The organism is Variovorax paradoxus (genome assembly GCF_009755665.1).
Taxonomy (GTDB): domain Bacteria; phylum Pseudomonadota; class Gammaproteobacteria; order Burkholderiales; family Burkholderiaceae_C; genus Variovorax; species Variovorax paradoxus_G.
The window spans coordinates 1,649,341-1,674,405 of sequence record NZ_CP046622.1; the positions used below are offsets into that span (position 1 = coordinate 1,649,341).

Here is a 25,065-nt window from a genome sequence, read left to right on the forward strand (position 1 = left end):
AAGGAACCCACGATGACGACGACCACCGAACTGATGTCCGCCGCCGAAATCCTCGGCGGCCTCGTGACTGCCATGGCCAGCGGCCGCATCCGCGTGATCGACCTCACGCAGACGCTCACGCCCGAGTTCCCGCAGATCGCGTTGCCGCCCGAAATGGGCCAATGCTGGCCCTTCCGCATCGAGGAAGTGTCGAAGTACGACGAGCGCGGCCCGGCCTGGTACTGGAACAACTTTTCATGCGGCGAGCACACCGGCACGCACTTCGATGCGCCGATCCACTGGATCTCGGGCCGCGACCTGCCGAACAACTCGGTCGACACGATTCCGGTGCAGAACTTCGTGGCGCCGGCCTGCGTGATCGATTGCTCGCCGCAGGTGAAGGATGATCCTGATTACCTGCTGACGCTGGAAGACATCGAGGCCTACGAGGCCGCGCATGGCCGCATCCCCAAGGGGGCATGGGTGCTGATGCGTACCGATTGGTCCAAGCGCAGCGACCCAGAGGCGTATCAGAACTTCGACGAAACCGGACAGCACACGCCCGGCCCGAGCACCGAGGCCGTACGCTTTCTGGTCGAGCAGCGCGACGTGCTGGGCTTCGGCTCCGAAGCCATCGGCACCGATGCAGGCCAGGGCTACCACCTGCGCCCGCCGTATCCGTGCCACTACTACATGCACGGTGCGGGGCGCTATGGCCTGCAGTGCCTGAGCAACCTCGACCTGCTGCCACCCGCCGGCGCAGTGCTGATCTGCCCGCCGCTCAAGATCGAAAAGGGCAGCGGCAGCCCGCTGCGCGTGCTGGCGCTGGTGGGAGCGCAGGCATGACGGCAAAGGTTGCAGCAGTCACCGGCGGCAGCGCCGGCATCGGCAAGGCAATCTGCGAAGACCTGCTCGCGCAGGGTTACGACGTGGTGTCGCTCGCGCGCCGCAGGGCCGAGATCGATCACCCGAAGCTGCACAACATCGAGGTCGACCTGAGCGACCGCGCGGCGACGGGCGAGGCGGTGCGCGAACTGGTCGAGCGCTTTGCGCCCACCACCATCGTGCACAACGCCGGTGTGATTCGCGCCGCGTTGCTGCCCGACGTGAAGTTGGACGATCTCGATGCCCTCGTCGACCTGCACCTGGGTTGTGCCATCCAACTCGTGCAAGGTGCATTGCCAGCGATGCGTGCACAGCGCTTCGGCCGCGTGGTGCTGTTGTCGTCTCGCGCGGCGCTGGGCCTGGCTACCCGCACCAGCTATTCCGCGACCAAGGCCGGCATGCTGGGCATGGCACGCACCTGGGCGCTCGAGCTTGCGGCCGACGGCATCACAGTGAATGTGGTCGCACCCGGACCGATTCGCACCGACATGTTCTACGACGTGGTCGAGGCCGGCAGCGAGAAGGAGCGCGCGCTCGCGGCTTCGGTGCCCGTCAAGCGCCTGGGCGAATCGGCCGATGTGGCACGCGCCGTGCGTTTCTTCGCCGCGCCCGAGAACAGCTTCGTTACCGGACAGGTTCTGTACGTCTGCGGCGGCACCAGCGTCGGCAGTCTCGCCCTCTAGTTTTTCAGCGTTCGTTTCGTTCACCACCCACAACACCCTGGAGCACCGCCATGAAAGTCCTGAACCGAATTCGCACCCTCGCGGCCATTGCCGCGGGCCTCGGCGCACTCAGCGCCGCCAGCGCGTGGGCCGCAGATCTCAAGGTCGGCTTCATCACGTCGCTGTCGGGGCCGGTGTCTTCGCTGGGCATCCCTTATGAAAAGGGCATGAAGGCCGCGCTCGCCTACAAGGCGGACCTGGGCGGCCGCAAGATCCAGCTGGTGCAGCTCGACGATGCGTCAGACCCGACGACTGCGGCGCGCAATGCCCGCAAGATGATCGACGAGGACAAGGTCGACGTCATCATCGGTACAGCGGGCTCTCCCGGTGCGCTGGCCATCGCCGGCGTGGCGCGCGAAACGAAGACGCCGCTGATCTCGATTGCCAACGCCAACCTGCCAGGCGAAGAGGGTGCCTGGATGGTGACGCTGCCGCAGCCCGCGCCGTTGATGGTGAGCGCAGTGGTCGAGCGCATGAAGAAGTCGGGTGTGAAGACGGTGGGCTATATCGGCTTTTCGGACGCGTGGGGTGACCTGGTGTACAGCGCGCTGCAAAAGAGCGCAGAGCCGGCGGGCATCAAGATCGTGTCGAACGAGCGCTATGCGCGTGGCGATTCGTCGGTGACCGGCCAGGTGCTGAAGATCGTCGCGCTGCGCCCCGACGCGGTGATCACCGGCACCTCGGGCACACCCGGCGCGCTGCCCTACCTGGCGCTCTCGGAGCGCGGCTACAAGGGCCAGATCTACGGCATGCACGCGCTGATCAACCCCGACTTCGTGCGGGTGGGCGGTGCGTCGGTCGAAGGCTTGCTGGCCCCCACCGGGCCGGTCATCGTGGCTGAGCAATTGCCAAGCGAGAACCCGATCCGCAAAGTGTCGATGGACTTCCGCGCGGCCTACCAGAAGGCCAATGGCGCGCCGCCGACCGATGCCTTCTCGGCCTACACCTTCGATGCATGGCTGCTGTACCTCGACGCGGCTCAGCGTGCACTCGCCACCAAGGCCGAGCCGGGCACGCCGCAGTTTCGCGAGGCTCTGCGCGACGCCATCGTGAGCACGAAGGAATTGGTGGGCACGCACTCGGTCTACAACTTCAAGCCGAACGACCGCTACGGCTCCGATGAACGATCACGTGTTGTCGTGAAGCTTGAGAAGGGTCAGTGGAAGCTGGTGCCCTGAGATGAGGCCTTGTTTTTCGCACGAAGCAACGCAAGCCGGAGTAACCAAGATGAAAAAAAGCCTAGTTCGAATCTTCAGCCTCGCCGCAATCGCAATGGCGGCGGGCCAAGCCATGGCAGCCGACCTGAAGATCGGCTTCATCAGCTCGCTTTCAGGTCCCGTCGCCGCGCTAGGCGTCCCGTACGAAAAGGGCATACGCGCAGCCATTGCGGAGCACCCGGAAATCGGCGGCCGCAAGGTGCAGCTCATCGTGCTCGACGACGCCTCCGACCCCACCACCGCCGGGCGCAACGCACGCAAGCTCGTGACTGAAGACAAGGTCGACGTTCTCATCGGCACTTCCGGCGTGCCAGGCGCCATGGCCATCGCCTCCGTCGCGCGCGAACTCAATACGCCTCTCATCTCGCCCACGCCCGTGACCATTGCCGGCCCGGAGGGTGCGTGGACCGTGACCGTGTCGCAGCCGTTCCCGCTCATGGTCGCAGGCGTGGTGGAGCGCATGCAGAAGTCGGGCGTGAAAACGGTGGCCTTCATCGGGTTTTCCGACGCGCTTGGCGACCTGGCTTACGACTCGCTTGTGAAGAGCGCAGACAAGGCTGGCATCAAGGTGGTGGCGAACGAGCGCTATGCGCGCAGCGATTCTTCGGTGGCTGGGCAGGTGCTGAAGATCGTCGCGGCCCGGCCTGATGCCGTCTTCGCGGGCAACTCCGGCACGCCCGGTGCGTTGCCCTACATCGCGCTTGCCGATCGCGGCTACAAGGGAAAGATCTACGGCACGCATGGCCTCATCAACGCCGACTTCGTGCGCGTGGGGGGTGCCTCCATCGAAGGCCTACAGGTGCCGAGCGGCCCGGTGCTCGTGGCCGACCAGCTGCCCGATAGCAACCCGATCAAGAAGGTGTCGATGGGCTTTCGCAACGCCTACCAGAAGGTGAACGGCGCGGTGCCGACCGATGCCTTCTCCTCGTACACCTACGACGCCTACCTGCTGCTGGCCGACGCCGCCTCGCGCACCAAGGGCGAGCCGGGCACGCCGCAATACCGCACCGCGCTGCGCGACGCCATCGTCGCGACGCGCGAGCTGGTCGGCACGCACGGCATCTACACCTTCAAGCCCGACGACCGCTATGGCTCCGACCAGCGCGGCGTGGTGATCGTGCAGATGAACAAGGGCCAGTGGAAGCTGGTTCCCTGACAGAAAAACCGAGCGTCCGCCGATGACCAGCTACCGCCATCATCCCGACCGCATTGCCGCCCTGGTGCAGGACGACCGCGTGCACCGCGACCTGTACCTGAGCGAGGAGATCTTCGCATTGGAGCAGGAGCGCCTGTTCGCGAACACCTGGGTCTTTCTCGGCCATGCGAGCCAGGTGCCGGAGGCGGGCGACTTCGTGACGCAGGAGGTCGCGGGCCGGCCGCTCCTCATGGTGCGGCAGCCCGATGGCGCGGTGCATGTCATGTACAACCGCTGCGCCCACAAGGGCACGCAGCTGGTTACGGACGAGAGCGGCAACGTCGGTCGCTTCTTCCGCTGCCCGTATCACGCGTGGACCTATAAGCTCGATGGCGCGCCGCTCGGCCTGCCGCTGAAGAACGGCTACGAGGGCACTCAGCTCAAGGCCTGCGAATCGGGCCAGGGGTTGTCGGTGGTGAAGCATGTGAAGGTGTACCGCGACTTCGTCTTCGTGCGCCTCTCTGATGCTGGCCCTTCGTTCGAAGACTATTTCGGCGCGGTGCTCGGCGCCATCGACAACATGGTCGACCGTTCGCCCGAGGGCAAGCTCACGGTAGGCGGCGGCGTGCTGCGCAACATCGTCCGCTGCAACTGGAAGATGTACCTCGAGAACATCAACGACACGGTGCATCCGATGTCCACGCACGAGTCGGCCACCAAGGCGGCCGAGGCGCTGTGGGAGGGCCACGCGCCCACCGACCCCAAGCCGATGGCGATGGAGCAGATCCTCCCCTTCGGCTCTGGCTACGAGTTTTTCGACAAGATGGGCGGGCGGGTGTTCACCAACGGCCACAGCGTGCTGGGGGTCAACTTCAGCATTCACTCCAACTATGCGCAGCTGCCCGAGTACGAAGCCGCGATGCAGGCTGCGCACGGTGCGGAGCGCGCAGCCGACATCCTGCAGCGCTCGCCGCAGAACTCGGTGCTGTATCCGAGCCTTTCGGTAAAGGGCTCTCCGCAAGCCATCCGCGTGATCCGGCCCCTGGCCGCTGATCGAACATTGATCGAAGCCTGGAGCTTCCGCGCAGCGGGCGCGCCGGCGCTGCTCTTCGAGCGGGCGATGAGCTACAACCGGCTCGTGTTCTCGCCGATGTCGGTGGTGGCGCACGATGACGTGCACCTTTTCGAAAGCATCCAGCAGGGCTTGCGCGCTGGCGGTAACGAATGGGTGAGCCTGCACCGCAACTTCGATGCGGCCGAGCTCGCACAAGCCACCATCACCACCAACGGCACCAACGAGCTGCTGATGCGCAACCAGTTCCGCGCATGGGCGAAGGCGATGGCTTCGGAGGTGGCTGCATGACCGGCGACCCGCGTGATTTCGTTGCGCATGAGGCCGCACTGCTCGACGAGCGGCGCTTCGACGACTGGCTGGCGCTCTTTGCCGACAACGGCCACTACTGGGTGCCGCTGCTCGGCGCGGCTCAGGCCGATCCTTTCTCGCACAACTCGCTGGCCTACGAAGACCGGCTGCTGTTGCAGCTGCGCGTGGACCGGCTGAAGAACCCGCGTGCCCATTCGCAGCACCCCGCAAGCCACAGCCAGCATGTGCTGCAGCCCTCGCGCATCGAGAGCGAGACGGGCGATGAGGTGCGCCTTCGCACGCCGTTCCTCTACGTCGAGGCGCGCGGCGAATCACAGATATTGCTGAGCGGCACGGCCCGCCACCACCTGGCGCAAACACCCTCGGGCTGGCGCATTCGGGAGAAGCGCCTCGACCTGCTCAACGCCGGGCGCGCTCTGCCGGCCATTCAGTTGTTCATCTGAGTTTCCGTTCCTTCCATTCTTTCTCACTGGAGCTACGACATGAAGAGCCTGATGCTGACCTTGACGCGCGGTGCCATCGCCGCGGCGCTGACTGCCTGCAGCGTTGCGAGCGCGTTTGCGGCCGACCTCAAGGTCGGCCTGAGCGTGTCGCTTTCGGGCCCCAATTCTTCGTTGGGCGTGCCGTATGCGAAGGGCATGCAGGCGGCCCTGGCCTACAAGCCCGAGATCAACGGACGCAAGGTGCAGCTCATCGTGCTGGACGACGGCTCCGACCCGACCACGGCCGGGCGCAATGCGCGCAAGCTCGTCGAAGAGGAGAAGGTCGATGTGCTCATGGGCACTTCGGGCGTGCCGGCGGCCATCGCAATGGCGCAGGTCGGCCGCGACGCGAAGACGCCGATGATCGGCCTCACGCCCATTCTGCTCGACGCGAACGAGAACCCGTGGGTCATGACGGTTGCGCAGCCCACGCAGCTGATGATCGATGCGGTGGTCGAGCGAATGAAGCGCAACAACGTGAAGACCGTAGGCTACATCGGCTTTACCGACGCCTGGGGCGACCTGGTCTACAACGCGCTCATGAAGGCCGCGCCCGAAGCCGGCATCAAGGTGGTGAGCAACGAGCGCTACGCGCGCGCCGATGCCTCCGTGACCGGGCAGGTGCTGAAGATCGTCGCGCTGCGTCCGGATGCGGTGATGACCGGCGGCGCCGGCACGCCGGGCGCATTGCCGTTTCTCGCGCTGCAGGAGCGCGGCTACAAGGGGGGCGTGTACGGCCAGCATGGGCTCATCAACCCCGACTTCGTGCGCGTGGTCGGCGCTTCCGGCCAGAACGCGTCGATGCCCACCGGCCCGGTGATCGTTGCCGAGCAGCTGCCGGACACCTACCCGACCAAGAAGATCGCGACCGACTTCCGTGCGGTGTTCCAGAAGGTCAACAACGCGCCGACCAGCGATGCCTTCTCGGCCTATTCCTTCGATGGCTGGCTGGTGTTTGCCGATGCCGCCTCGCGCGCCATGAAGAAGGCCGAGCCGGGCACGGCGGAGTTTCGGGTGGCATTGCGCGATGCGATCTTCAGCACCAAGGAGGTGGTGGGCACGCACGGCGTGTACAGCTTCAAGCCCGGCAGCCTCTACGGCGTGGACGAACGTGCCCGCGTGATCGTCAAGCTCGACAACGGCCAATGGAAGCTCGCACCTTGAACCGCTTGACGACGATGTTCTTGCCTGAGGTTTTCCCATGACGTGGGACGTCGCGCTGATCCTCATCACCGATGGCCTGGCCAACGGTGCCGTCTATCTGCTCGCCGGGCTCGGGCTGGTGCTGATCTTTTCGGTCACGCGGGTGGTGTTCGTGCCGTTCGGCGACATCGCGGCCTTTGCGGCACTGTCGCTGGCTGCCTTCGAAACCGGCCGCGTGCCCCCGACCATCGGCATGGTGGCGGTGCTCACGGCGCTGGCGCTGGTAACCGAAGTCGGCAGCCTGCTGCGGCGCGGTGAGGTCGCCCGCATTCCGAAGGCGGTGCTGATGTGGGGCGTGTTGCCCGCGATTCCCTGCGTGCTTGCATGGCTTGCGGCGCGGCCGGGCGTGCCGGTGGCGGTGCATATCGCGGTGGCGGTGCTCCTGGTGGTGCCCATCGCGCCGCTGCTGGCGCGGGTGGTGTTTCAGCCGATTGCCGACGCGTCGGTGCTGGTGCTGCTGATCGTGTCGCTGGCGCTGCACTTCCTGCTCTCGGGCCTGGGCCTGTTGTTCTTCGGCCCTGAAGGCTCGCGCACCACGCCGCTCACGAGCGCGGTGTTCACGCTGGGCGACGGGTTCACGGTCAGCGGCCAGGTGGTGCTGATGGTGGGCGCGGCCATTGTGCTGAGCGGGTTGTTCTTCCTGGTGTTCGAGCGCACGGTGGCCGGCAAGGCGCTGCGCGCCACGGCCGTCAACCGCGTGGGTGCGCGGCTGGTCGGCATCCGGCCGGTGCGCACGGCGCTGCTGGCCTACGGTTGTGCATCGCTGCTGGCCGGGCTCATCGGCGTGCTGATCGCGCCGGTGACGACCATGTACTACGACTCGGGTTTCATCATCGGCCTGAAGGCGTTCGTGGCCGCAATCATCGGCGGGCTCGTGAGCTATCCGATGACGGCCGTGGGCGCGCTCGCGGTCGGCGTGGTGGAAAGCTTTGCGTCTTTCTGGAGCGGTGCGCTGAAAGACGTGATCGTGTTCAGCCTGCTCATACCGGTGCTGATGCTGCGCTCCTTCATGGCCGCGCACTCCGAAGAGGAAGAAGACGAGGTGGAGCAATGAACGGCAACCGCAAACGCATGGGCTTGATCGCCCTGGTCGTCGTCGTGCTGGCGCTGGTGCCGGCGGTGGCGGGCAGCTTCACCGTTTCTCTGCTCAACGACATCGGCATCGGCGCGCTGGTGGCGCTCGGGCTGGTGCTGCTCACCGGCGTGGGCGGTGCAACCTCGTTCGGGCAGGCGGCCTTCGTGGGAATCGCGGCCTATGCGACGGCGTGGCTCACGACCACGCAGGGCATGTCTCCATGGATCGGCCTTCTGTTCGCGCTGCTGCTCACCGGGCTCTCGGCGCTCGCCATCGGCATGCTCACGCTTCGGCTGGGCGGGCACTTCCTGCCGCTGAGCACCATCGCCTGGGGGTTGTCCATCGCAATGCTGTTCGGCAACGTCGATGCGCTCGGGCGCCATACGGGGCTGTCGAACATTCCGGCGCTGCAGGTCGCGGGCTGGTCGCTGGCCGATCCGCGGTCGATGTACTACCTGATCTGGGTGGTGGTCGGGATCGCCTGCCTGTTCAGCCACAACCTGCTGCAGTCGCGCCCGGGCCGGGCGATTCGCGGGCTGCGCGGCGGTGCCACGCTGCTGGCCAGCGTGGGGGCGGATGCCTACCGCGTGCGGCTCACGCTGTTTGTGACGGCCGCGCTCTTTGCGGGGCTGGCTGGTTGGCTCTATGCGCACATGAACCGCTTCGTGAGCCCGTCCCCGTTCGACGTGCGCGCGAGCATCGAGTATTTGCTGATGGCGGTGGCCGGCGGGCTCGGGCAACTGGCTGGCGCGCTGGTGGGCGCGGCCCTGGTGCTGGTGCTGAAGAACGGCCTGCAAGACGTGCTGCCCATGCTCACGCAGCGTGCCGGGCAGCTGGAGGCGGTGGCGTTCGCAACGCTGTTCATTCTGCTGCTGCACTTTGCGCGGGGCGGCGTCATGGGCCTGCTGCGGCGCTGGATGCGCCGCAAGGGCGGCACCCACGGTTCATCACGCTACGACGCACCCGCGGTCGATCCGCTGCCGCATCGCCAGTTGCCCGCGCGCGGCACGCAGGTGCTGTCGGTGAAAGGCGCCGTCAAGCGCTTCGGCGGGCTCGTGGCTGTTAACGACGTGAGCTTCGAAGTGAATGCGGGCGAGATCATCGGTTTGATCGGCCCGAACGGCGCGGGCAAGTCGACGATGTTCAACCTGCTGACGTGCACGCTGCCGATGAGCGCGGGCCAGGTGCGCTTTCTGGAGCATGACATCGCCGGCATGCCGCAGCGCCAGGTGGCGCGGCTGGGGCTGGCGCGCACCTTCCAGCACGTAAAGCTGCGGCCGCACATGAGCCTGCTCGACAACGTGGCGCTGGGCGCGCATTCGCGCACGCGCTCGGGTGTCTTGAAGGCCGGCCTGCGGCTGGACCGCACCGAGGAAAAGCAGATCCTGCAGGAGGCGCAGCGCCAGCTCGACCGTATCGGCCTGGGCGACCGCGCACATGAGCTCGCAGGCAGCCTGCCGCTGGGCACGCAGCGCATTCTCGAAATTGCGCGCGCGCTGGCTGCAGACCCGGTGCTGCTGGTGCTCGACGAGCCCGCGGCGGGCCTGCGCCGCAAGGAAAAGATGGCGCTCGGCGACTTGCTTCGCAAACTGCGCGAAGAGGGCGTGACCATCCTGATCGTGGAACACGACATGGACTTCGTGATGAAACTGGTGGACCGGTTGGTGGTGATGAACTTCGGCTCCAAGCTCGTGGAGGGCGTGCCGTCCGCGGTGCGTGCCGACGAGCGTGTGCAGGCGGCCTACCTGGGGAGCGTTGTATGACCGCGATGCTGGAGATTGGCGATCTGCACGTGTCGTATGGGCAGGTGGAGGCCGTGCGAGGCGTTTCGCTCGACCTGCAGCCGGGGCAGATCATCTCGGTGATCGGCCCCAACGGTGCGGGCAAAACCACGCTGCTGGCCGCTGCCATGGGCCTGCTGCCCTGCAAGGGCACGCTGCGCTTCGAGGGCGAAGACCTGCAAGGGCTGGATGTGGAGGCGCGCGTGGAGCGCGGCCTGTGCCTTGTGCCCGAGAAGCGGGAGCTGTTCGGCGAGCTCACCGTGCTCGACAACCTGCAGCTCGGCGCCTATGCCAAGCGGCTGCGAGGCGACGCGATGAAGAAGCGGCTGCAATCGGTATATGACCGTTTTCCGCGGCTCGCGGAGCGACGTGCGCAGCGCGCCGACACGCTCTCGGGCGGCGAGCGGCAGATGCTGGCGGTGGGCCGTGCGCTCATGTCCGCGCCGCGCCTGCTGATGCTCGACGAGCCCAGCCTCGGCCTTGCACCGCTGATCGTGCGGGACATTCTCACCATCGTGCGCAAGCTGCGCGAAGACGGCGTATCGATCCTGCTGGTGGAGCAGAACGCGCGCGCCGCACTCGAAACCTCGGACCACGGCTACGTGCTGGAAACCGGCGAGATCGCGCTTTCGGGCGCTTCGGCCGAACTGGCGAGCGACCCTCGTGTGCAGGCCACCTATCTTGGCGGAGGCACGCACGATGACGAGTGAACCGCGCTCGGTGCCACCGGCGCAGCGCACGCTGCCCGCCATGCTGCAGCGCCAGGCCGCGATGTTCGGCACGCGCCCATTGCTGCGCATTGCGGGCTCTCGCTGGTCGCACGCCGACGCGGCAGAAGCAGCCGGCGCTCGCGGCGGCGCGCTCACGCAAGCCGGTGTCGAGCGGGGAGACCGCGTGGCCGTGATGTGCGGCAACCGCATCGAGTTTCTTGAAACCTTTCTCGGTGCCGGTTGGATCGGCGCTTCGACGGTGCCGATCAACACTGCCTCCATGGGGCCGCAGATCGGGTACTTTCTTGCGCACAGCGAAGCGAAGCTGCTGGTCATCGAGGCCGGCTTTCTGAACCGCCTGCAGGCTGCGGACCTGGAGCGAACGAAGCTCAAGGAAATCTGGGTCGTCGGCGAGGCGGCCGACGGCGAACCCGCCGCGTGGCTGGCACCGGCCGGCGTGCGCGTGCTGGCGTATCCCTCCGGCAGCGCAGCTGTTGGGCCGGCCGATGTTCAGCCCGGCGACCCGCTCGCCATTCTGTATACCTCGGGCACTACCGGTCCCGCCAAGGGCGTGGTCTGCCCGCACGCGCAGTATTTCTGGTGGGGTGTGAACAGCGCCGAGGTGCTCGGCGTGGCGGCGGACGACGTGCTGTGCACCACGCTGCCGCTCTTTCACATCAATGCGCTCAACACCCTTGCGCAAGCTGCGCTTACAGGCGCTGAAGTCGTCTTCGAAACGCGCTTCTCGGCCTCGGGCTTCTGGCCTTCGATGCATGCGAACGGTGCCACCGTGGTCTACCTGCTGGGCGCCATGGTGCCGATACTGCTTGCGCAACCCGCGGGCGAGGGCGAGCGCAACCATCGCGTGCGCATCGGCCTCGGGCCTGGTGTGCCCGATGCCGCCGGCAAGGCGTTCTTCGAGCGCACCGGCGTGCGCCTGCTTGAGGGCTATGGTTCCACCGAGACCAACTTTGCCATTGCCACCGCGCCCGATTCGCCACGCGGCGGCGTCATGGGGTGGCTGCGGCCCGGCTTCCAGGCGCGCGTTGCCGATGAAAGCGACGTAGAGCTGCCCCCCGGAGAAGCCGGTGAGCTGCTGCTGCGCGCAGACGAACCGTATGCCTTCGCGAGCGGCTACTTCAACATGCCCGAAAAGACGGTGGAGGCCTGGCGCAACCTCTGGTTTCATACCGGCGACCGCGTGGTGCGCGAAACCGACGGAGCCTTCAGGTTTGTCGACCGCATCAAGGACGCGATCCGCCGGCGCGGCGAAAACATATCGTCGTTCGAAGTGGAGCAGGTGCTGCTGAGCCATCGCAGCGTTGCGTCTTGCGCGGTGTACCCGGTGCGTTCCGAACTGGCAGAAGACGAAGTCATGGCCGCGCTGGTGCCGCGCGAGGGCGAACGCATCGATCCGCTCGAACTGATGAGCTTCTGCGAAAGCCGCCTGCCGTACTTTGCGGTGCCCCGCTATGTCGATGTATTGCCCGACCTGCCGCGCACCGAGAACGGCAAGGTGCAGAAGTTCAAGCTGCGCGAGCGCGGTGTCAGCACGCAGACCTGGGACCGTGCGCTGAACAGGCGATGAGCCACAATCGCTAAAATAGTTCAGAACTAAACATTTCAGGCATGCAAGCAAATTCATTGAAGGGCCGCCATGCCCTGGTAACCGGCGCCGCACGCGGCATCGGCGCCGAAATCGCCCGTACCCTGGCCGCCGAAGGCGCCACGCTGACCTTGCTCGGGCGCGACATCGATTCGCTTCAACGCGCGGCTGTCTCGCTCCCGGGCCAAGGCCACGGGGTTGCGGCCGCCGATGTGGCCGATTCGCAAGCGGTGCAGGCTGCCTTCGCGCAGGCGCGCGCCGGGCGAGGGCCCGTCGCGATCCTGGTGAACAACGCCGGCGCCGCAGAAAGCGCGCCTTTTCTCAAGACTTCGGTCGAGCTCTGGCAGCGCATGCTGTCGGTCAACCTGACAGGCAGTTTCTTGTGCGCTCAAGCGGCGCTGCCCGATATGCTCGAGGCGGGCTGGGGCCGCATCGTGAATATTGCGAGCACCGCCGGCCAGAAAGGCTATGCCTATGTGGCCGCCTACACGGCTGCCAAGCACGGGGTGATCGGGCTCACGCGCTCGCTTGCGCTCGAAGTGGCCCGCAAGGGCGTGACGGTGAACGCGGTATGCCCCGGCTACACCGACACCGACATCCTGCGCGCGAGCGTCGCCAATGTGGTGGGCAAGACCGGCCGCAGCGAAGCCGATGCGCTGGCCGAGTTTGCCAACGTCAATCCGCAGCGGCGCATCGTGCAGCCCGCCGAGGTGGCCGATGCGGTGCGCTGGCTGTGCGGCGAGGGCGCTGCGTCTGTCACGGGGCAGTCAATATCGGTTTCCGGCGGGGAGGTCATGTAATGCGCAACGATGCCTCGCACGCCGCGCTCAGCGACGCCGAAGAACTCGGCCACGAGGCACGTGCGGGCCGTGAAGACCACGCCATGCTCAAGCTGTGGCTGCGCATGCTTGCAAGCACCACGCAGATCGAAGCCGAAATTCGGCGCCGGCTGCGCGAGCGCTTCGGCATTTCGCTGGCGCGCTTCGACTACATGGCGCAGCTCTATCGCTACGAAGAGGGCCTGAAGATGCGCGTGCTGTCGCGCTACCTGATGGTGACGGGCGGCAACGTCACCGGGCTGACGGACGAACTCGAGCGCGACGGCGTGGTGGGGCGCGCGCACAGCCCCGACGATCGGCGCTCGTGGATCGTGAGCCTCACGCCCAAGGGCCGCGCCAGCTTCGAGGCCATGGCCAAGGAGCACGAGCAATGGATTCTCGAAATGTTCTCGGGCCTGGACATGAAGACCGTGAAGCAGATGCATGCGCAACTCGGGCAACTTCGCGTGCACGTGATGCGCAGCGAGCCGTCGGGCGAGGAGGGCTGATGAGCGCAAGCGAGCCGCGTGCGCCCCACGCCGAGTTCCGCCGCGCGCGGATGATCCGCTTTTCCGACTGCGATCCGGCGGGCATCGTGTTCTACCCGCAGTACTTCGTCATGCTCAATGGGCTGGTGGAAGACTGGGTGAGCGAAGGGCTTGGCATCGACTACCACGCGCTCATCTCGGAGCGGCGCATCGGCTTGCCCACGGTTCGGCTCGAAGCCGACTTTCGCGCGGTGAGCCGCATGGGCGACCAGGTCGCACTCGGCCTTTCTGTCGAACGGCTGGGCTCACGCTCGATGGCGCTCGTCCTGCGCTGTTTCGAGCCTGCCAGCGGCGAACTGCGCATGCAAGTGAAGCAGGTTCTGGTGACGACTTCGCTCGAGAGCCATCGTGCGGTGGAAATTCCGCAAGACTTGCGCGCGGCCATCCTGCGCGCGTCGCGCTCTTCTGCCGCGTGAAGAAAAAGGTCAGGACTGCGGCTCTTCGCTCGGCCCGCGTGCGCGCTGCTTGAGCCAGCCGCTGAGCTCTTTTTTCCCCTTTGCATTGGCCTGGCGCCAGGCCTCGCGCGCGGCCGCAATGAAGCGCTCTTCGGCCGCGTCGGGCACTTCGGAGGCGCGGTCTTCCTTGTCGAGCCAGCCAGTTTCCACTTCGCAGTGCTGCTCGATCTGCCGCGCGAGCTTGTCGCCGATGGGCCGCGAACTCTTGATCTGGCTCCACATGCTGGGGGAGATCTCGATCTTCCTGGCAAAGGCCTGGTCCAGCCCCTTGGCGGGCAGTCCGGCTGCAATGGCCCCTTCAAGAAAGCGGCGGTGCAGCGCAAGAGCATTGCGGCGACGCGCGACGGTGAGATTGGGCACTGTTTGAAAACGACAACAAGGGGACGAGAACGATTGTCCCGGTTGTCGATGGTGCCGTAAACACTGTTTACGGCTCGAAAGGGCAAAGAACCGCGGTACCCCGGGGTGGAGGCTCAGCGGCTGAAGCCGCCGAAGACGCCGTAGGCGATGATCCCGGCGGTTGCAAGGCCGCCGACGATCAGGCAGATCACCTTGGTGGTGCGGCCGCTGCGGCGGCTTGAACGGGCCCAGTGCTCCGGACCGATAAGGTCGATGGGAACAGTGGGTTTGCCTAAGTCTGACGCCTTTTCCATGACAGGAAATATAGCGTAGCCCGCGAGGCGGAACAAAAAAATACCCGCCTAGGCGGGTGCAACGAGCTTGAGCTTCGAAACCTTATGCGCCCCTATCGTCGGAGTTCTTGTTCTTCTTGCGATGCATGACAGCAACCCGCAAGATGCCATGCCAATCGCCTTTTCGGCGCGGGACAGGGCCGAATGCTGGTGAAATCACTTTAGAAAAGTGTGAAATATTGCCGTATGGACAAAGAAATCATCACCGAAAGCCTGAAGCGAGCGTTGGAAAGCTGGGTTCGCCACGCTTCCGCCGAACAACTGTGGAGTGTGCTCCAGGCGGGCGGCCTGGGTGCTTCCATCCACGTGGAAGGCGATGCCGTTCACGTCCGCGTCGACCTTGGCGGGCCGCCCAACCCGCTGTCGGAGTTGGGCCGAACCGACGGGCGCCTGCCGGTTACCGAGGCTTTTCTAGGCGAGAGCGCTATCTGGGGCAAGCCGCCGCCGCAAGGCGACGAAACGCGCGAGCAATGGTTCTTGGCGAGCGAACTGGCCCAGCAGCATGCCCGGCAATACCTGATTGCGGAAGCGGGCGAGAAGCGCGAGCTGTTGTCGCGCTTTGCCGAAGGGTGGATGGCGGGTTGAAGGACCGCCGGCTACGGCAAGCGGCGCGGGCCTGCCTCAATCCGCCCGTGTGACAAGCACGTCGCCTATCTCCGGCCCCTCGATGATCGCGCCCGCCGAGTCGTACTCCACTTCGATGCCGACGCCGCAGCGCTCGGCGTCCATCTCCCACACCCAGCCGTAAAGATTGCGCGGGCTGCCCTTGAGTGACATGAGCGGCATGTTCATCCGCAGGCCGTGGTTGCTTCCGAGATCTACCTTGACCATCACGGTCGATTCCTCGGGATCGCCTTGCGCGCTGACCTCGATGATCGTGGCCCGCAGCGGTTCGCGGTGCACCAGGGCTTGCAGCGCGGCTGGCAGGTCTTCGAAGGGCGGGGCGGTAGTTCCGTCGGGCTCGTCGGCAGGAAAGGGATCGGTCAACCGCACGGGCCGGAAGTAGTGTTCGGACCGGCCCATCCTCCCGTCGGGGCCGATGGATGTTGCGATGTCTTCGATGGAGCCCTCCTGCAGCAGCCAAGCTTCGCCGCCGCTTTGCATGACGTACAGGCGCTCGTCGTTGGCATCGCTGCCGAGCGAATCTTCGTTCAGCACCACCTCGAGTTGAACCAGGCGGTCGCCGCCGTCTGTTTCGAAGATCTCGTACGGCCCGCTGTAGTGCCGCACTCCCACCGCCTCGCCTGTTTTTTCGTCGTTTTCCCAGAACAGCAGCTGGTAGCTGCCATTGCCGTCGAGCGCGAGCAGCCGGCGCCAGTCGATGTAGGTCGACAGGAAGAGTCCGCTTGGGCGGTCGTCGTCTCTTTCCGTGTTCTTGAAGGCCTCGCGGTATTCGGCGGGCATGGCTGCAAAAACGCTGTTGGGCGGCGATGCAGGCGGGGCGCTTTCGTGATCGACCTCCGCGCGAAGCTTCTGGTGAAGTTCCAGTGCATCGGTCTTGACGATCTTCAGCATCTGCATGGACAGCAGCATTGGATCGACGTAGTAGACCTCGCCGGCTGCGAGCGGGCCGGCTCCTCGCTGCGCCGTTTCCAGCATGTCCGGACGGATGAATTCATCGACCGAGTCCGGATCGCTCAGCACGCTGTTGAAGAAATCCACCGCGTCCCAGCTCAGGATGCTGGTGCTGCGCGTCACGGGGTTCAGCGTTGCCACGTCTTCGTCTGTGGCGGTGAGCTTCCGGTAGAAGAGCAGGGTGCCGAAGGGCGTGATCGCAAACGGCACCCGCACCACGGTGTCTCCCGGCGGAGCAACGATCCACCGGTCGAGCGTGGCTTGCCATGCATCCGGATCGATCAGGCAGATCTGCCGGTGTCCGTAAAACCCCAGGCCATGTTTGCGCCAAAGCTCGAGCATTGCCGCGGGCAGCCGGCCTTCGTACTTGCCCAGCAGCTCCTGCGTGGCGGGTGTGCAGCCGGCATGCGGCGGGTTCGCCTTGATGAATGGGTGGAGCTTGATTCGGCCGAACATGGGCTTGCGCTTTTCAGGAATGCGATGAGCCCGGATTCTGCGCGAGCCGGCTCCCCTGGGGATTGCGCCGGCAAAACCGGCGCGTCATGATCCGCACCCCGATAGCCGGGCGGCCCCGAGGCCGATTCACCAGCTCGTCATGCAGGGCGCCTAAGTTCCGCTCGCACACCAACAGGAGACTTGCCTTGAACCACCTGAAGAAGATCTGCACCGCCATGCTCGGCCTGGGCATGTTGTTTGTATCCGCCGCGCCGGCAACTGCGCACGAAGAGCGCGCGCGTCGGCGCGCCGACAACGCGCCGCTGGTGATCGGGCACCGGGGCGGCGCCAACGGCTACCTGCCTGAGCACACGCTCGAGGCCTATGCGCTGGGCATTTCGCTGGGCGCCGATTACGTCGAGCCTGACCTTGTGGCCACGAAGGACGGCCACCTGATCGCGCGCCACGAGCCCAACCTCATCGATACCACCAACGTGAAGGACCTGCCGCAGTTTGCAAACCGCCGGCGCACGGTCGTGCTCGACGGCGTTCCGACCGAGGGCTTCTTTGCCAGCGATTTCACCTTGGCCGAGATCAAGCAATTGCGCGCGGTGCAGTCTTTTCCTGAGCGCGACCAGTCCTTCAACGGCAGGTTCCAGGTTCCGACGCTGGCGGAGGTGATCGACCTGGCGAAGCGCAAGTCGCGCGAGGAGGGCCGGCGCATCGGCATCTATCCAGAGACGAAGCATCCGACCTATCACCAGGCCATCGGCCTGCCGTTGGAAGACCGCCTGCTGGCCGTGCTGAGTGCAGCGGGCTGGAACCAGCGCAATGCGCCGGTCTTCATCCAGTCGTTCGAAACCGCCAATCTTCGCTATCTGCGCAGCAAGACGAGCGTGCGGCTGATCCAGTTGGTGGACGCCAACGACGTCAAGCCAGACGGCTCGCTGGACTTCAGCAAGCCCTACGACAAGCCTTACGACTGGGTCGTGTCCAACCGCGACGGCCAGTTCAAGGACTTGGTGACGCCGCGCGGCCTGCAAGAGGTCAGGGGCTATGCCGACGGCATCGGGCCCTGGAAGCCGTACCTCATTTCAAGCGCCTGCAAGTCGGTGCAGAACGGCGCGTGCGCCGACGTGACGGGCGACGGCGTTGTCGACGATCGCGACCGCGTGCTGCTGCCGCCCACCGACGTGATCGCCAATGCGCACCGGTTGGGACTTCTGGTCCATCCGTATACCTTCCGCAGCGAACAGAAGCGGCTGACCGGCAGCTTCGGCGGCAACGCCGTCAACGAGTACCTCGCGTTCTACGAGGCTGGCGTCGACGGCTTGTTCAGCGATTTCGCGGACACGGCAGTGGCGGCGCGCGCGATGTTCCTGCTCAAGCACGACCCCGACTATGCGGGCTGCTTGGTCAACTCACGCAAGTGCGAGCGCAACAACGATTGACGCAGCGGCATTCCCGCCAGCCGGTTACCACGCCGATGCGCCCGCCTCGGCGTGAACAGGCGGCTGGGGATTCTGAGCGGAACCGGCGGGCGCCTTGCCAAGGCTGGTTGCGAACCATCGAAAGGTGTTGACCACGTGGTCGCCGCGCCCCGTGGTCCGCACGAAGAGATAACCGGATGTCGCATTGCCCAACCCGTCCACAGGAATTCCCGCGGATCGAAGCGCTGCGATTTCGGCGTCGGCGCTCATGTCGAGCGGCAATTGCAATGTGATGGTCGCGTTGTGAATGACTTGATTGAGCATTGCCTTGGCCTCCGATGAAAGCCTTCAGCATCCGCCTCCCGGGGCTCATCCGTGCGACCGTTCACGGTAAATAAATGTGAGTTTTTCACATCAATAAATACGATTCGGGTGCATGCATCGAAAACTAAAGTTTCCGGTGCCGCTGCCGATAAGCAGGTGTATTCATCTCCTGCTGTCTGCTGCCCTCATGAAGCTCCGAACCCGAATTCTCCTTTTGTGCGCTGCGGCGCTGCTTGGCATGGTCGTCTTGGCCTCCGTTTCGCTGTCGACGCTGCGCCAGTCGATGATGAAGGAGCGGACCTCACAGCTCTCCACGCTGGTGGTGCTGGCGAACGCCTCGCTGGAGCGCCTTCATGAGCAGGAAAAGTCGGGCGAACTCACGCGTGACCAGGCGCAGGCAGAAGCGAAGAAACTCATTGGCAGCCTGCGCAAGGACGAGCTCTATTTCTTCGTGCGCGGCTACACGAACGACGTCAACTACGTGCACCCGAACCCCAAGCGCGTGGGCATCGTGGACGCCAAAGGCGGTAAGGAAGCCGGCGAGCGCTACCGCGCCGCGCTGGCAGGCCACAAGGTTGCCACGCTCACGGCCTATGGCACCCGTCCGGGAGCCAAGGAAGAAGTGCAGAAGCTCTACGCCATCGTCAAGTTCGAGCCCTGGGACTGGATCGTGGGTTTTGGGGACTACATCGACGACATCGACACCGTGTTCTGGCGCAACACGGCCATCCTGCTGGCAATCGGCGGTGTGCTCATGGTCGTTGTGGGCGGCATGGCCTGGGGCATGGCGAGAAACCTCTACCGCCAACTCGGCGGCGAGCCCAGCTACGCCTCCGAGGTGGTGCGCCGGATTGGCGCGGGCGACCTGGGCATCGAAGTGCGGCTGCGCCCGGGCGACACCGCCAGCCTGCTGCATGCAATGCACCAGATGCAGCGCAGCCTGGCTGGCACGGTGACCGAGATTCGCGGTTCCACCGACACCATTGCCACGGCCAGCGGCCAGATCGCCTCAGGCAACCTCGACCTGTCTTCACGCACCGAAGAACAGGCCAGTTCGCTGCAGCAGACCGCCGCGTCGATGGAAGAGCTCACCTCCACCGTGAAGCAGAACGCCGACAACGCACGCCAGGCCAACCAACTGGCTGTTACCGCCTCCGAGGTCGCGGTGCGCGGCGGCGACGTGGTCGGGCAGGTGGTCGACACCATGGGCTCGATCAATGCTTCGTCCAGGAAGATCGTCGACATCATCGGCGTGATCGACGGCATTGCTTTCCAGACCAACATCCTCGCGCTGAATGCGGCTGTTGAAGCGGCGCGTGCCGGTGAGCAGGGCCGCGGTTTTGCGGTGGTGGCGTCCGAAGTGCGCAATCTGGCGCAGCGCTCAGCCGGCGCAGCCAAGGAAATAAAAACGCTGATCGACGACTCGGTCGACAAGGTGGGTACGGGCAGCGACCAGGTGGCCGAGGCAGGCAAGACGATGCAGGAGATCGTGGCCAGCGTGCGCCGGGTGACCGACATCATGGGCGAGATCATGGCCGCGAGCCAGGAACAGACTTCGGGCATCGAGCAGGTCAACCAGGCCATCTCGCAGATGGACCAGGCGACGCAGCAGAACGCCGCGCTGGTGGAGCAGGCCGCGGCGGCGGCAGGCTCGCTGCAGGAGCAAGCCGATAGCCTGGTTCAGGCGGTGCGCGTGTTCAAGGTCTGATCGACGTGCCAAACCCGGCGGCATAAAAAAACCTCCCTGCCTTGCAGCGGGAGGTTTTTTATTTGCGAACACGCGCTTGAATCGCAGCACGGTACTCACAAAAAAATAGCACGGAAACCGTGCTATTTTGGGTGTTGGTGGTGGGCCCTGAGTGACTCGAACACTCGACCTACGGATTAAGAGTCCGCTGCTCTACCAACTGAGCTAAGAGCCCTTGCGCTCAAAACGTTGTGCGTTTTTAGGCAAGACCGCAAGTATAGCGTAAAAATTCCGGGGCTCCACGATTTTGTGCGGGGCGGCGGTAGGATTCGCCATCATCGACGGGCCTGGCCCTCAACCAAGGAGATTTTCCATGACCGATCCAATCACCGAGCTGCCGCATGTCGTGATCACCGGGGCCGCCGGTGCGCTGGGCCGCGCGGTGGCGCAGCATTTTCTCGAGCAGGGCGCTCGCCTTGCGTTGATCGATCACCGCCTCGACCGCCTGACGGAGGTCTTTCCGGGTCTCGACAATTCGCAGCACCTGCTGCTCGCGGGAGATGTGACGTCGCCGTCCGAAATGGCGGACCTGTCGGGCCAGGCGCTCAAGGCTTTCGGCCGCATCGATGCACTGGTTCACATTGCAGGCGGCTTTGAGATGGGCGAGGCGACTCACGCGCTCTCGCGCGCAAGCTGGGACCGGATGATGAATCTCAACGCCTGGTCTTTCGTCGCGGTCACGCAGGCAGTGCTGCCTTCGATGATCGAGCGCGGCGCCGGGCGCATCGTTGCCGTTACCGCCAAGGTAGCGGCGCGCGGCCTGCCTGCCATGGCGGCCTACATTGCATCGAAGAGCGCGCTGCAGCGCCTGGTTGAAGCCATGGCCGCCGAAGCCGCACCGCATGGCGTGTGCGTCAACAGTGTTGCGCCCAGCGTGCTCGATACGCCGGCCAACCGGCAGGCCATGCCTGACGCGAATCCCGCGGAATGGGTATCGACTTCGGTGGCCGCGCAGACCATCGCCTTCCTGGCATCGCCCGCCGCCGCGGCGCTGCATGGACAGCACCTGACGCTCGACACCTGACGCGCCGCACCTGATCCATAAATGAACAAACGCCCTGGCGCAACGCCAGGGCGTTTTGCTTTGCGCTACCGCAAGAACAGCCGCTGCGCGAGGCAGGCGCTTTGTCATGGGGGCGGCAGGCGCGAGCGGGGCGATTGTCTCCCTTTGGAAGGGGCGCATCGCTCATGTGCGCAGAGCGGGCAATTTCTACAGTGACTCCACGGCAGAACGCTTCGATCCGGTTCGGATGAAAGGCGGCGCCGGTTGGCTACCTCACTGGAGAAAACGCATGGAACCGATCGAACTGCTGCCAAGAACCTTCGCGAACCTGCTGCGCGAAGACGCCGGCATGTCGTTCATGGAATTTGCGCTCATCGGTGCGCTGGTGCTGGTTGTGTGCCTGCTCCTGCTGCTGGCGATACGGCGCAGCGCCTGAAGTGCCACTGACCCTGTCCATACGGAGCAGAAAACTCATGACGGAACTCGACGCTTTCCTCGATCTGCTGATGCTCTTGGCATCGGACTTCCGCATGGGCGGGCTCTTCGTTCTGCTGGTGATGGCCGCGGTGAGCGACGTGCGCTTCTACCGTATTCCCAATTGGCTCACCTTCGGCGGCATGGTGTTCGCGATCGTCTACGGCACCTTCGCGGCACGTACGCCGACGGCAGGCGCGATGAACGCGCTGGGCGGACTGGGCACCGGCTTCGCGATCATGCTGCCGTTCTATGTGCTGAGGATCATGGGAGCGGGCGACGTCAAGCTGATGGCGATGGTCGGCGCCTTTCTCGGCCCTCAGCAAACGCTGCAGGCCATTCTGTTCACCTGTATCGCGGGCGGCTTCGCGGCCGTGGCGGTGGCCATTCACCGGCGCCGCCTGGGCCACATGCTGGCCAACGTCAAGGGCGCGGCGCAGGGCATCGTCGTTGCGGGCATTGCGGGCGTCCGGCCAAGCGGCGCGATCGACGCGCGGCAATCCATCGGAAAGCTGCCCTACGGCATCTGCATTTGCGTGGGGACGATTGCACAGATCCTGGCGCATCAGCTGGGCTTCGTCTAACCCATCCCCTCCTTCATCCATCCATCCACGGCGGAGATTCGCATGAAAAACATCAAGGCGCTCGGGCTGCTTCTGCTGGCCCTCCTGACCGGCCTGGCGGCCGCCGTCTACGCAGCGGGCTGGGTCTCTCGGCAGGGCGGCATCGCATCCAACAAGGTGGTGGTGGCTGCAGTCGACATCGAACTGGGCAGCCGCGTCAATCCCCAGATGCTGTCGCTGGTCGACTGGCCGAGCGGCTCACTGCCGGCCGGTTCATTCACGGAAGCCAAGGCGCTGGAGGATCGCGTGGTCAAGGTCGGCCTGCTGCGAGGAGAGGCCATCCTGGAAGGCAAGCTGGCGCCGGTCGGCACCCAGGGCGGGCTCTCCGCGGTCATTGCCAGCGGCAAGCGCGCCATGACCGTGCGGGTCAACGACGTGGTCGGCGTGGCGGGCTTTGCGCTGCCGGGCAACTACGTCGACGTAATGGTCAACGCGCAGCAAGACAAGAACCGCGGTGAAGAGGGTCGCCAGATCAGCAAGACCGTGCTCGAAAAAGTGCTGGTGCTGGCAGTGGCGCAAGAGGCCAACCGCGACGACACGAAGCCGAAGGTGGTCAGCGCCGTGACGCTGGAGCTCTCGCTCGAAGACTCCGAAAAGCTCGACCTGGCGCGCAGCGTGGGAACCCTCTCGCTGGTGCTGCGCAACCAGATGGACAAGACCACGGTGGCCACAGCAGGCATCACCAAGGGCCAGCTGTTCGGCGAGAAGGAAATCCTGCCGATCGCCACCACCGTGGCAGCCCGGCCGGCCCCTGCGCGAGTGCCGCGTACGGCGCCCGCGGCGTCGCGGCAATCCGAGTGCGTGGAAGTGATCCAGCACGCAGCCCGCTCGCTCACCTGCTTCTGATCACCCAGCCCGGAGGAACCACAAGTGCAATATCTCTCTTCTTCACCCGCCTGGCTGCTGGCGGCGCTCACGACCCTGGCGGCACCCGGGTTTGCGGCGGAGTTCGCAGCCCCGGCTCCGGCGCCTGCCGCGGCACCATCGGCCCCCGCGCCGGCCGCCGCACCCGCCATGCGCCGGTGCACGGCCATCATTCCGGACGACCAGCCCACCTACGCGGTGCTGGGCAAGTCGGTCGTCATTCCGCTCAAGGCACGCGTGGCGCGTATCGTGGTCAGCGGGCAGCCGCCGAACCGCGCGCCGGCCGCTGCGCCGGCGGGGCAGCCCGCAGCCGCGGCACCCGCGGCCACGAACGCAGGCGACGGCGTGGCCGATGTCGACGTGATGCTGCTGAGCCCGAACGATCTCTTCTTCCGCGGGCGTCAGGCCGGCTCGATGAACGTGGTGCTGCAAAGCACCGACGGCACCTGCTACATCAAGGACGTCCTTGTCACCATCGATCCGGGTGCACTTCAATCGAAGCTCGCCGAGTTGATGCCTGAAGAGAACCGCATTCGCGTGCGCAGCGCAGAAAAATCGATCGTGCTCACCGGCGAGATCAGCGATGCACTCAAGCTCGACGACGTGATGAGCCTGGCCATGGCCTACGGCGCCGACGGCAAGAAGGTCGTGAACCTGCTGCGCGTCACGGCGCCGCAACAGGTCATGCTCGAAGTCAAGATTGCCGAGATCAGCAAGTCCCTGCTTGACCGGCTGGGCGCGCGCGTCGGCTTGAGCCGCACGGGCAGCGGCGGCCGCGACAGCTATTCGCTGATCTCCAGCTTCCTGAGCGGGGGCGGAGGGCTGATCGAGGCGCTGAGGATCGGCCGCACGTCGATCGGCATCGACGGCCAGAAGGACGACGGCCTAGTGCGCATCCTGGCGGAGCCCAACATCATGGCCATCAGCGGCCAGCAGGCGAGCTTCCTGTCTGGCGGAAAGATCTTCATTCCGGTTGCGCAAAGCGCTGCCGGCGGCGGCGGAACGAACATCACGCTGGAAGAAAAAGAGTTCGGCATCGGGGTCAAGTTCACCCCAACGGTGCTCAACGGCGGCCGGGTCAATCTCAAGATGGTTTCGGAAGTGTCGGACCTGTCGCAGACCGGCTCGCCCTTTACCACCGTCACCGGCGTGACCGCCGTGCTGCCTTCACTGACGGTGCGCCGCGCCGACACCACCGTGCAGCTCAACGACGGGCAGAGCTTCGTCATCGCGGGGCTGATCAAGAGCAACGTGACCGAGACCATCAAGCGCTATCCCGGGCTGGGCGAAGTGCCGGTGATGGGGGCGCTGTTCCGCAGCACCGAGTTTCAGAACGACCAGACCGAGCTGATGTTCGTGATCACGCCGCGCCTGGTGCGGCCGCTCGCAGAGGTGCCCCGCGTTCCGACCGACAACCACGTCGTTCCGAGCCGCGCCGAGGTCTACCTGAACGGCAGCCTCGAAAGCGCCACGCCGGCACCGGTAGCACCGGCCGGCAACACCCAATGACACCAGCCAGGAGCACCACCATGTTCATCAAGTCGACCACTCTCGCGCTCGCGCTGCTCCTGGGCACCGGATGCTCCCACGTCACGCCCAACTACGACGCGCGCTTTGGCGATGCGGTGCGTGATGCCAGGAAAAAGATGACCCTCAATCCCGATGCGGGCAAGGACGGAAATCCGATTGCCGGCATGGACGGCCGCTCGGCGAGCGAGTCGATGAAGCAGTACCACGAGTCCTACAAGGCGCCGCCGCCAGCACTGAATGTCATCAACATCGGTGGCCAGATCGGTGGCACGGCGAAGTGACTAGATCCTTCTTGCGGATTTGTTCCACAGAGTCTTAGATGGAAAGGAGAGCACCACGAATCTCAATGAACTTTCGTCCCTACCCGT

At 65.3% G+C, this 25,065-nt stretch carries 27 protein-coding genes and 1 tRNA gene; 23 read left to right on the forward strand and 5 right to left on the reverse strand.

Annotated elements, in window-relative coordinates:
* Nucleotides 1-12: 12 nt before the first annotated feature.
* From GOQ09_RS07670 to GOQ09_RS07735, 14 genes are read left to right on the forward strand one after another with little or no spacing between them, the layout of a single operon-like run.
* On the forward strand, nt 13-825 hold the full coding sequence (locus GOQ09_RS07670; RefSeq protein WP_157612897.1) for a cyclase family protein: 813 nt from the start codon (nt 13-15) through the stop codon (nt 823-825).
* Nucleotides 822-1,547, forward strand: a complete 726-nt coding sequence (locus GOQ09_RS07675; RefSeq protein WP_157612898.1) for an SDR family NAD(P)-dependent oxidoreductase — start codon at nt 822-824, stop codon at nt 1,545-1,547. The genes GOQ09_RS07670 and GOQ09_RS07675 overlap by 4 nt, the downstream gene beginning before the upstream one ends.
* 50 nt (nt 1,548-1,597) lie before the next feature.
* Entirely contained in the window at nt 1,598-2,764 is a 1,167-nt protein-coding gene (locus GOQ09_RS07680) for an ABC transporter substrate-binding protein (RefSeq protein ID WP_157612899.1), read from the forward strand.
* A 49-nt stretch (nt 2,765-2,813) separates the two neighbouring features.
* Nucleotides 2,814-3,959: an ABC transporter substrate-binding protein gene (locus GOQ09_RS07685; RefSeq protein ID WP_157612900.1), complete on the forward strand. Its 1,146-nt coding sequence runs from the start codon at nt 2,814-2,816 to the stop codon at nt 3,957-3,959.
* Nucleotides 3,960-3,981: 22 nt separating this feature from the next.
* Nucleotides 3,982-5,301: an aromatic ring-hydroxylating dioxygenase subunit alpha gene (locus tag GOQ09_RS07690; RefSeq protein WP_157612901.1), complete on the forward strand. Its 1,320-nt coding sequence runs from the start codon at nt 3,982-3,984 to the stop codon at nt 5,299-5,301.
* The gene (locus GOQ09_RS07695) at nt 5,298-5,765 is read left to right on the forward strand and encodes an aromatic-ring-hydroxylating dioxygenase subunit beta (protein ID WP_157612902.1); all 468 of its coding nucleotides are present in this window, start codon (nt 5,298-5,300) and stop codon (nt 5,763-5,765) included. Before GOQ09_RS07690 ends, GOQ09_RS07695 begins: the two co-directional genes overlap by 4 nt.
* Nucleotides 5,766-5,804: 39 nt before the next feature.
* Complete coding sequence (locus GOQ09_RS07700) at nt 5,805-6,968, forward strand: ABC transporter substrate-binding protein (protein ID WP_157612903.1); 1,164 nt, start codon at nt 5,805-5,807, stop codon at nt 6,966-6,968.
* Between the two features lie 37 nt (nt 6,969-7,005).
* Complete coding sequence (locus GOQ09_RS07705) at nt 7,006-8,061, forward strand: branched-chain amino acid ABC transporter permease (protein ID WP_157612904.1); 1,056 nt, start codon at nt 7,006-7,008, stop codon at nt 8,059-8,061.
* A complete protein-coding gene (locus GOQ09_RS07710) occupies nt 8,058-9,845 on the forward strand; it encodes a branched-chain amino acid ABC transporter ATP-binding protein/permease (protein ID WP_157612905.1) in 1,788 nt (595 codons plus the stop codon). Before GOQ09_RS07705 ends, GOQ09_RS07710 begins: the two co-directional genes overlap by 4 nt.
* Nucleotides 9,842-10,573, forward strand: coding sequence for an ABC transporter ATP-binding protein (locus GOQ09_RS07715; RefSeq protein ID WP_157612906.1), 732 nt, complete (start codon nt 9,842-9,844; stop codon nt 10,571-10,573). Before GOQ09_RS07710 ends, GOQ09_RS07715 begins: the two co-directional genes overlap by 4 nt.
* On the forward strand, nt 10,563-12,161 hold the full coding sequence (locus tag GOQ09_RS07720) for an ATP-dependent acyl-CoA ligase (protein WP_157612907.1): 1,599 nt from the start codon (nt 10,563-10,565) through the stop codon (nt 12,159-12,161). The genes GOQ09_RS07715 and GOQ09_RS07720 overlap by 11 nt, the downstream gene beginning before the upstream one ends.
* Nucleotides 12,162-12,202: 41 nt before the next feature.
* Nucleotides 12,203-12,979 (forward strand): SDR family NAD(P)-dependent oxidoreductase, encoded by a 777-nt coding sequence (locus GOQ09_RS07725; protein ID WP_157612908.1) that lies wholly within the window; start codon nt 12,203-12,205, stop codon nt 12,977-12,979.
* Nucleotides 12,979-13,506, forward strand: coding sequence for a MarR family winged helix-turn-helix transcriptional regulator (locus GOQ09_RS07730; protein WP_157612909.1), 528 nt, complete (start codon nt 12,979-12,981; stop codon nt 13,504-13,506). The genes GOQ09_RS07725 and GOQ09_RS07730 overlap by 1 nt, the downstream gene beginning before the upstream one ends.
* Nucleotides 13,506-13,961 (forward strand): acyl-CoA thioesterase, encoded by a 456-nt coding sequence (locus tag GOQ09_RS07735; protein WP_157612910.1) that lies wholly within the window; start codon nt 13,506-13,508, stop codon nt 13,959-13,961. Before GOQ09_RS07730 ends, GOQ09_RS07735 begins: the two co-directional genes overlap by 1 nt.
* 9 nt (nt 13,962-13,970) lie before the next feature.
* Here the strand turns inward: GOQ09_RS07735 and GOQ09_RS07740 are convergent, their stop codons facing one another.
* Nucleotides 13,971-14,360 carry a hypothetical protein gene (locus GOQ09_RS07740; RefSeq protein WP_157612911.1) on the reverse strand — a complete coding sequence of 130 codons (390 nt, stop codon included), beginning with the start codon at nt 14,358-14,360 and terminating at the stop codon, nt 13,971-13,973.
* 113 nt (nt 14,361-14,473) lie between these two features.
* Nucleotides 14,474-14,653: a hypothetical protein gene (locus tag GOQ09_RS07745; RefSeq protein WP_157612912.1), complete on the reverse strand. Its 180-nt coding sequence runs from the start codon at nt 14,651-14,653 to the stop codon at nt 14,474-14,476.
* A gap of 225 nt (nt 14,654-14,878) precedes the next feature.
* On the opposite strand from GOQ09_RS07745, the gene GOQ09_RS07750 reads away from it, so the two are divergent.
* Entirely contained in the window at nt 14,879-15,277 is a 399-nt protein-coding gene (locus tag GOQ09_RS07750; protein WP_157612913.1) for a hypothetical protein, read from the forward strand.
* A gap of 36 nt (nt 15,278-15,313) precedes the next feature.
* On the opposite strand, the gene GOQ09_RS07755 is transcribed toward GOQ09_RS07750, so the two are convergent.
* Nucleotides 15,314-16,723: a GAD-like domain-containing protein gene (locus tag GOQ09_RS07755; RefSeq protein ID WP_157612914.1), complete on the reverse strand. Its 1,410-nt coding sequence runs from the start codon at nt 16,721-16,723 to the stop codon at nt 15,314-15,316.
* 185 nt (nt 16,724-16,908) lie between these two features.
* On the opposite strand from GOQ09_RS07755, the gene GOQ09_RS07760 reads away from it, so the two are divergent.
* Entirely contained in the window at nt 16,909-18,153 is a 1,245-nt protein-coding gene (locus GOQ09_RS07760) for a glycerophosphodiester phosphodiesterase (RefSeq protein ID WP_242631028.1), read from the forward strand.
* Between the two features lie 24 nt (nt 18,154-18,177).
* Here the strand turns inward: GOQ09_RS07760 and GOQ09_RS07765 are convergent, their stop codons facing one another.
* Entirely contained in the window at nt 18,178-18,456 is a 279-nt protein-coding gene (locus tag GOQ09_RS07765; protein ID WP_207309934.1) for a hypothetical protein, read from the reverse strand.
* A gap of 187 nt (nt 18,457-18,643) precedes the next feature.
* Here GOQ09_RS07765 and GOQ09_RS07770 point away from each other — a divergent pair, with 187 nt between their 5' ends.
* Nucleotides 18,644-20,164 carry a methyl-accepting chemotaxis protein gene (locus GOQ09_RS07770; protein ID WP_157612915.1) on the forward strand — a complete coding sequence of 507 codons (1,521 nt, stop codon included), beginning with the start codon at nt 18,644-18,646 and terminating at the stop codon, nt 20,162-20,164.
* A gap of 138 nt (nt 20,165-20,302) precedes the next feature.
* Here the strand turns inward: GOQ09_RS07770 and GOQ09_RS07775 are convergent.
* Nucleotides 20,303-20,378, reverse strand: a tRNA-Lys gene (locus tag GOQ09_RS07775).
* Between the two features lie 138 nt (nt 20,379-20,516).
* Between GOQ09_RS07775 and GOQ09_RS07780 the strand changes: the two genes are divergently transcribed.
* The 6 genes from GOQ09_RS07780 (at nt 20,517) to GOQ09_RS07800 (ending at nt 24,978) form a co-directional block, all read left to right on the forward strand.
* Nucleotides 20,517-21,227 (forward strand): SDR family NAD(P)-dependent oxidoreductase, encoded by a 711-nt coding sequence (locus tag GOQ09_RS07780; RefSeq protein ID WP_157612916.1) that lies wholly within the window; start codon nt 20,517-20,519, stop codon nt 21,225-21,227.
* Between the two features lie 268 nt (nt 21,228-21,495).
* Entirely contained in the window at nt 21,496-21,642 is a 147-nt protein-coding gene (locus tag GOQ09_RS26100) for a hypothetical protein (RefSeq protein WP_165442071.1), read from the forward strand.
* A 37-nt stretch (nt 21,643-21,679) separates the two neighbouring features.
* On the forward strand, nt 21,680-22,264 hold the full coding sequence (locus GOQ09_RS07785; RefSeq protein WP_157612917.1) for an A24 family peptidase: 585 nt from the start codon (nt 21,680-21,682) through the stop codon (nt 22,262-22,264).
* A gap of 42 nt (nt 22,265-22,306) precedes the next feature.
* A complete protein-coding gene (gene cpaB / locus GOQ09_RS07790) occupies nt 22,307-23,149 on the forward strand; it encodes a Flp pilus assembly protein CpaB (protein WP_157612918.1) in 843 nt (280 codons plus the stop codon).
* 24 nt (nt 23,150-23,173) lie between these two features.
* Nucleotides 23,174-24,676 carry a type II and III secretion system protein family protein gene (locus tag GOQ09_RS07795; protein ID WP_157612919.1) on the forward strand — a complete coding sequence of 501 codons (1,503 nt, stop codon included), beginning with the start codon at nt 23,174-23,176 and terminating at the stop codon, nt 24,674-24,676.
* 20 nt (nt 24,677-24,696) lie between these two features.
* Nucleotides 24,697-24,978, forward strand: a complete 282-nt coding sequence (locus GOQ09_RS07800) for a hypothetical protein (RefSeq protein ID WP_157612920.1) — start codon at nt 24,697-24,699, stop codon at nt 24,976-24,978.
* Nucleotides 24,979-25,065: the final 87 nt, after the last annotated feature.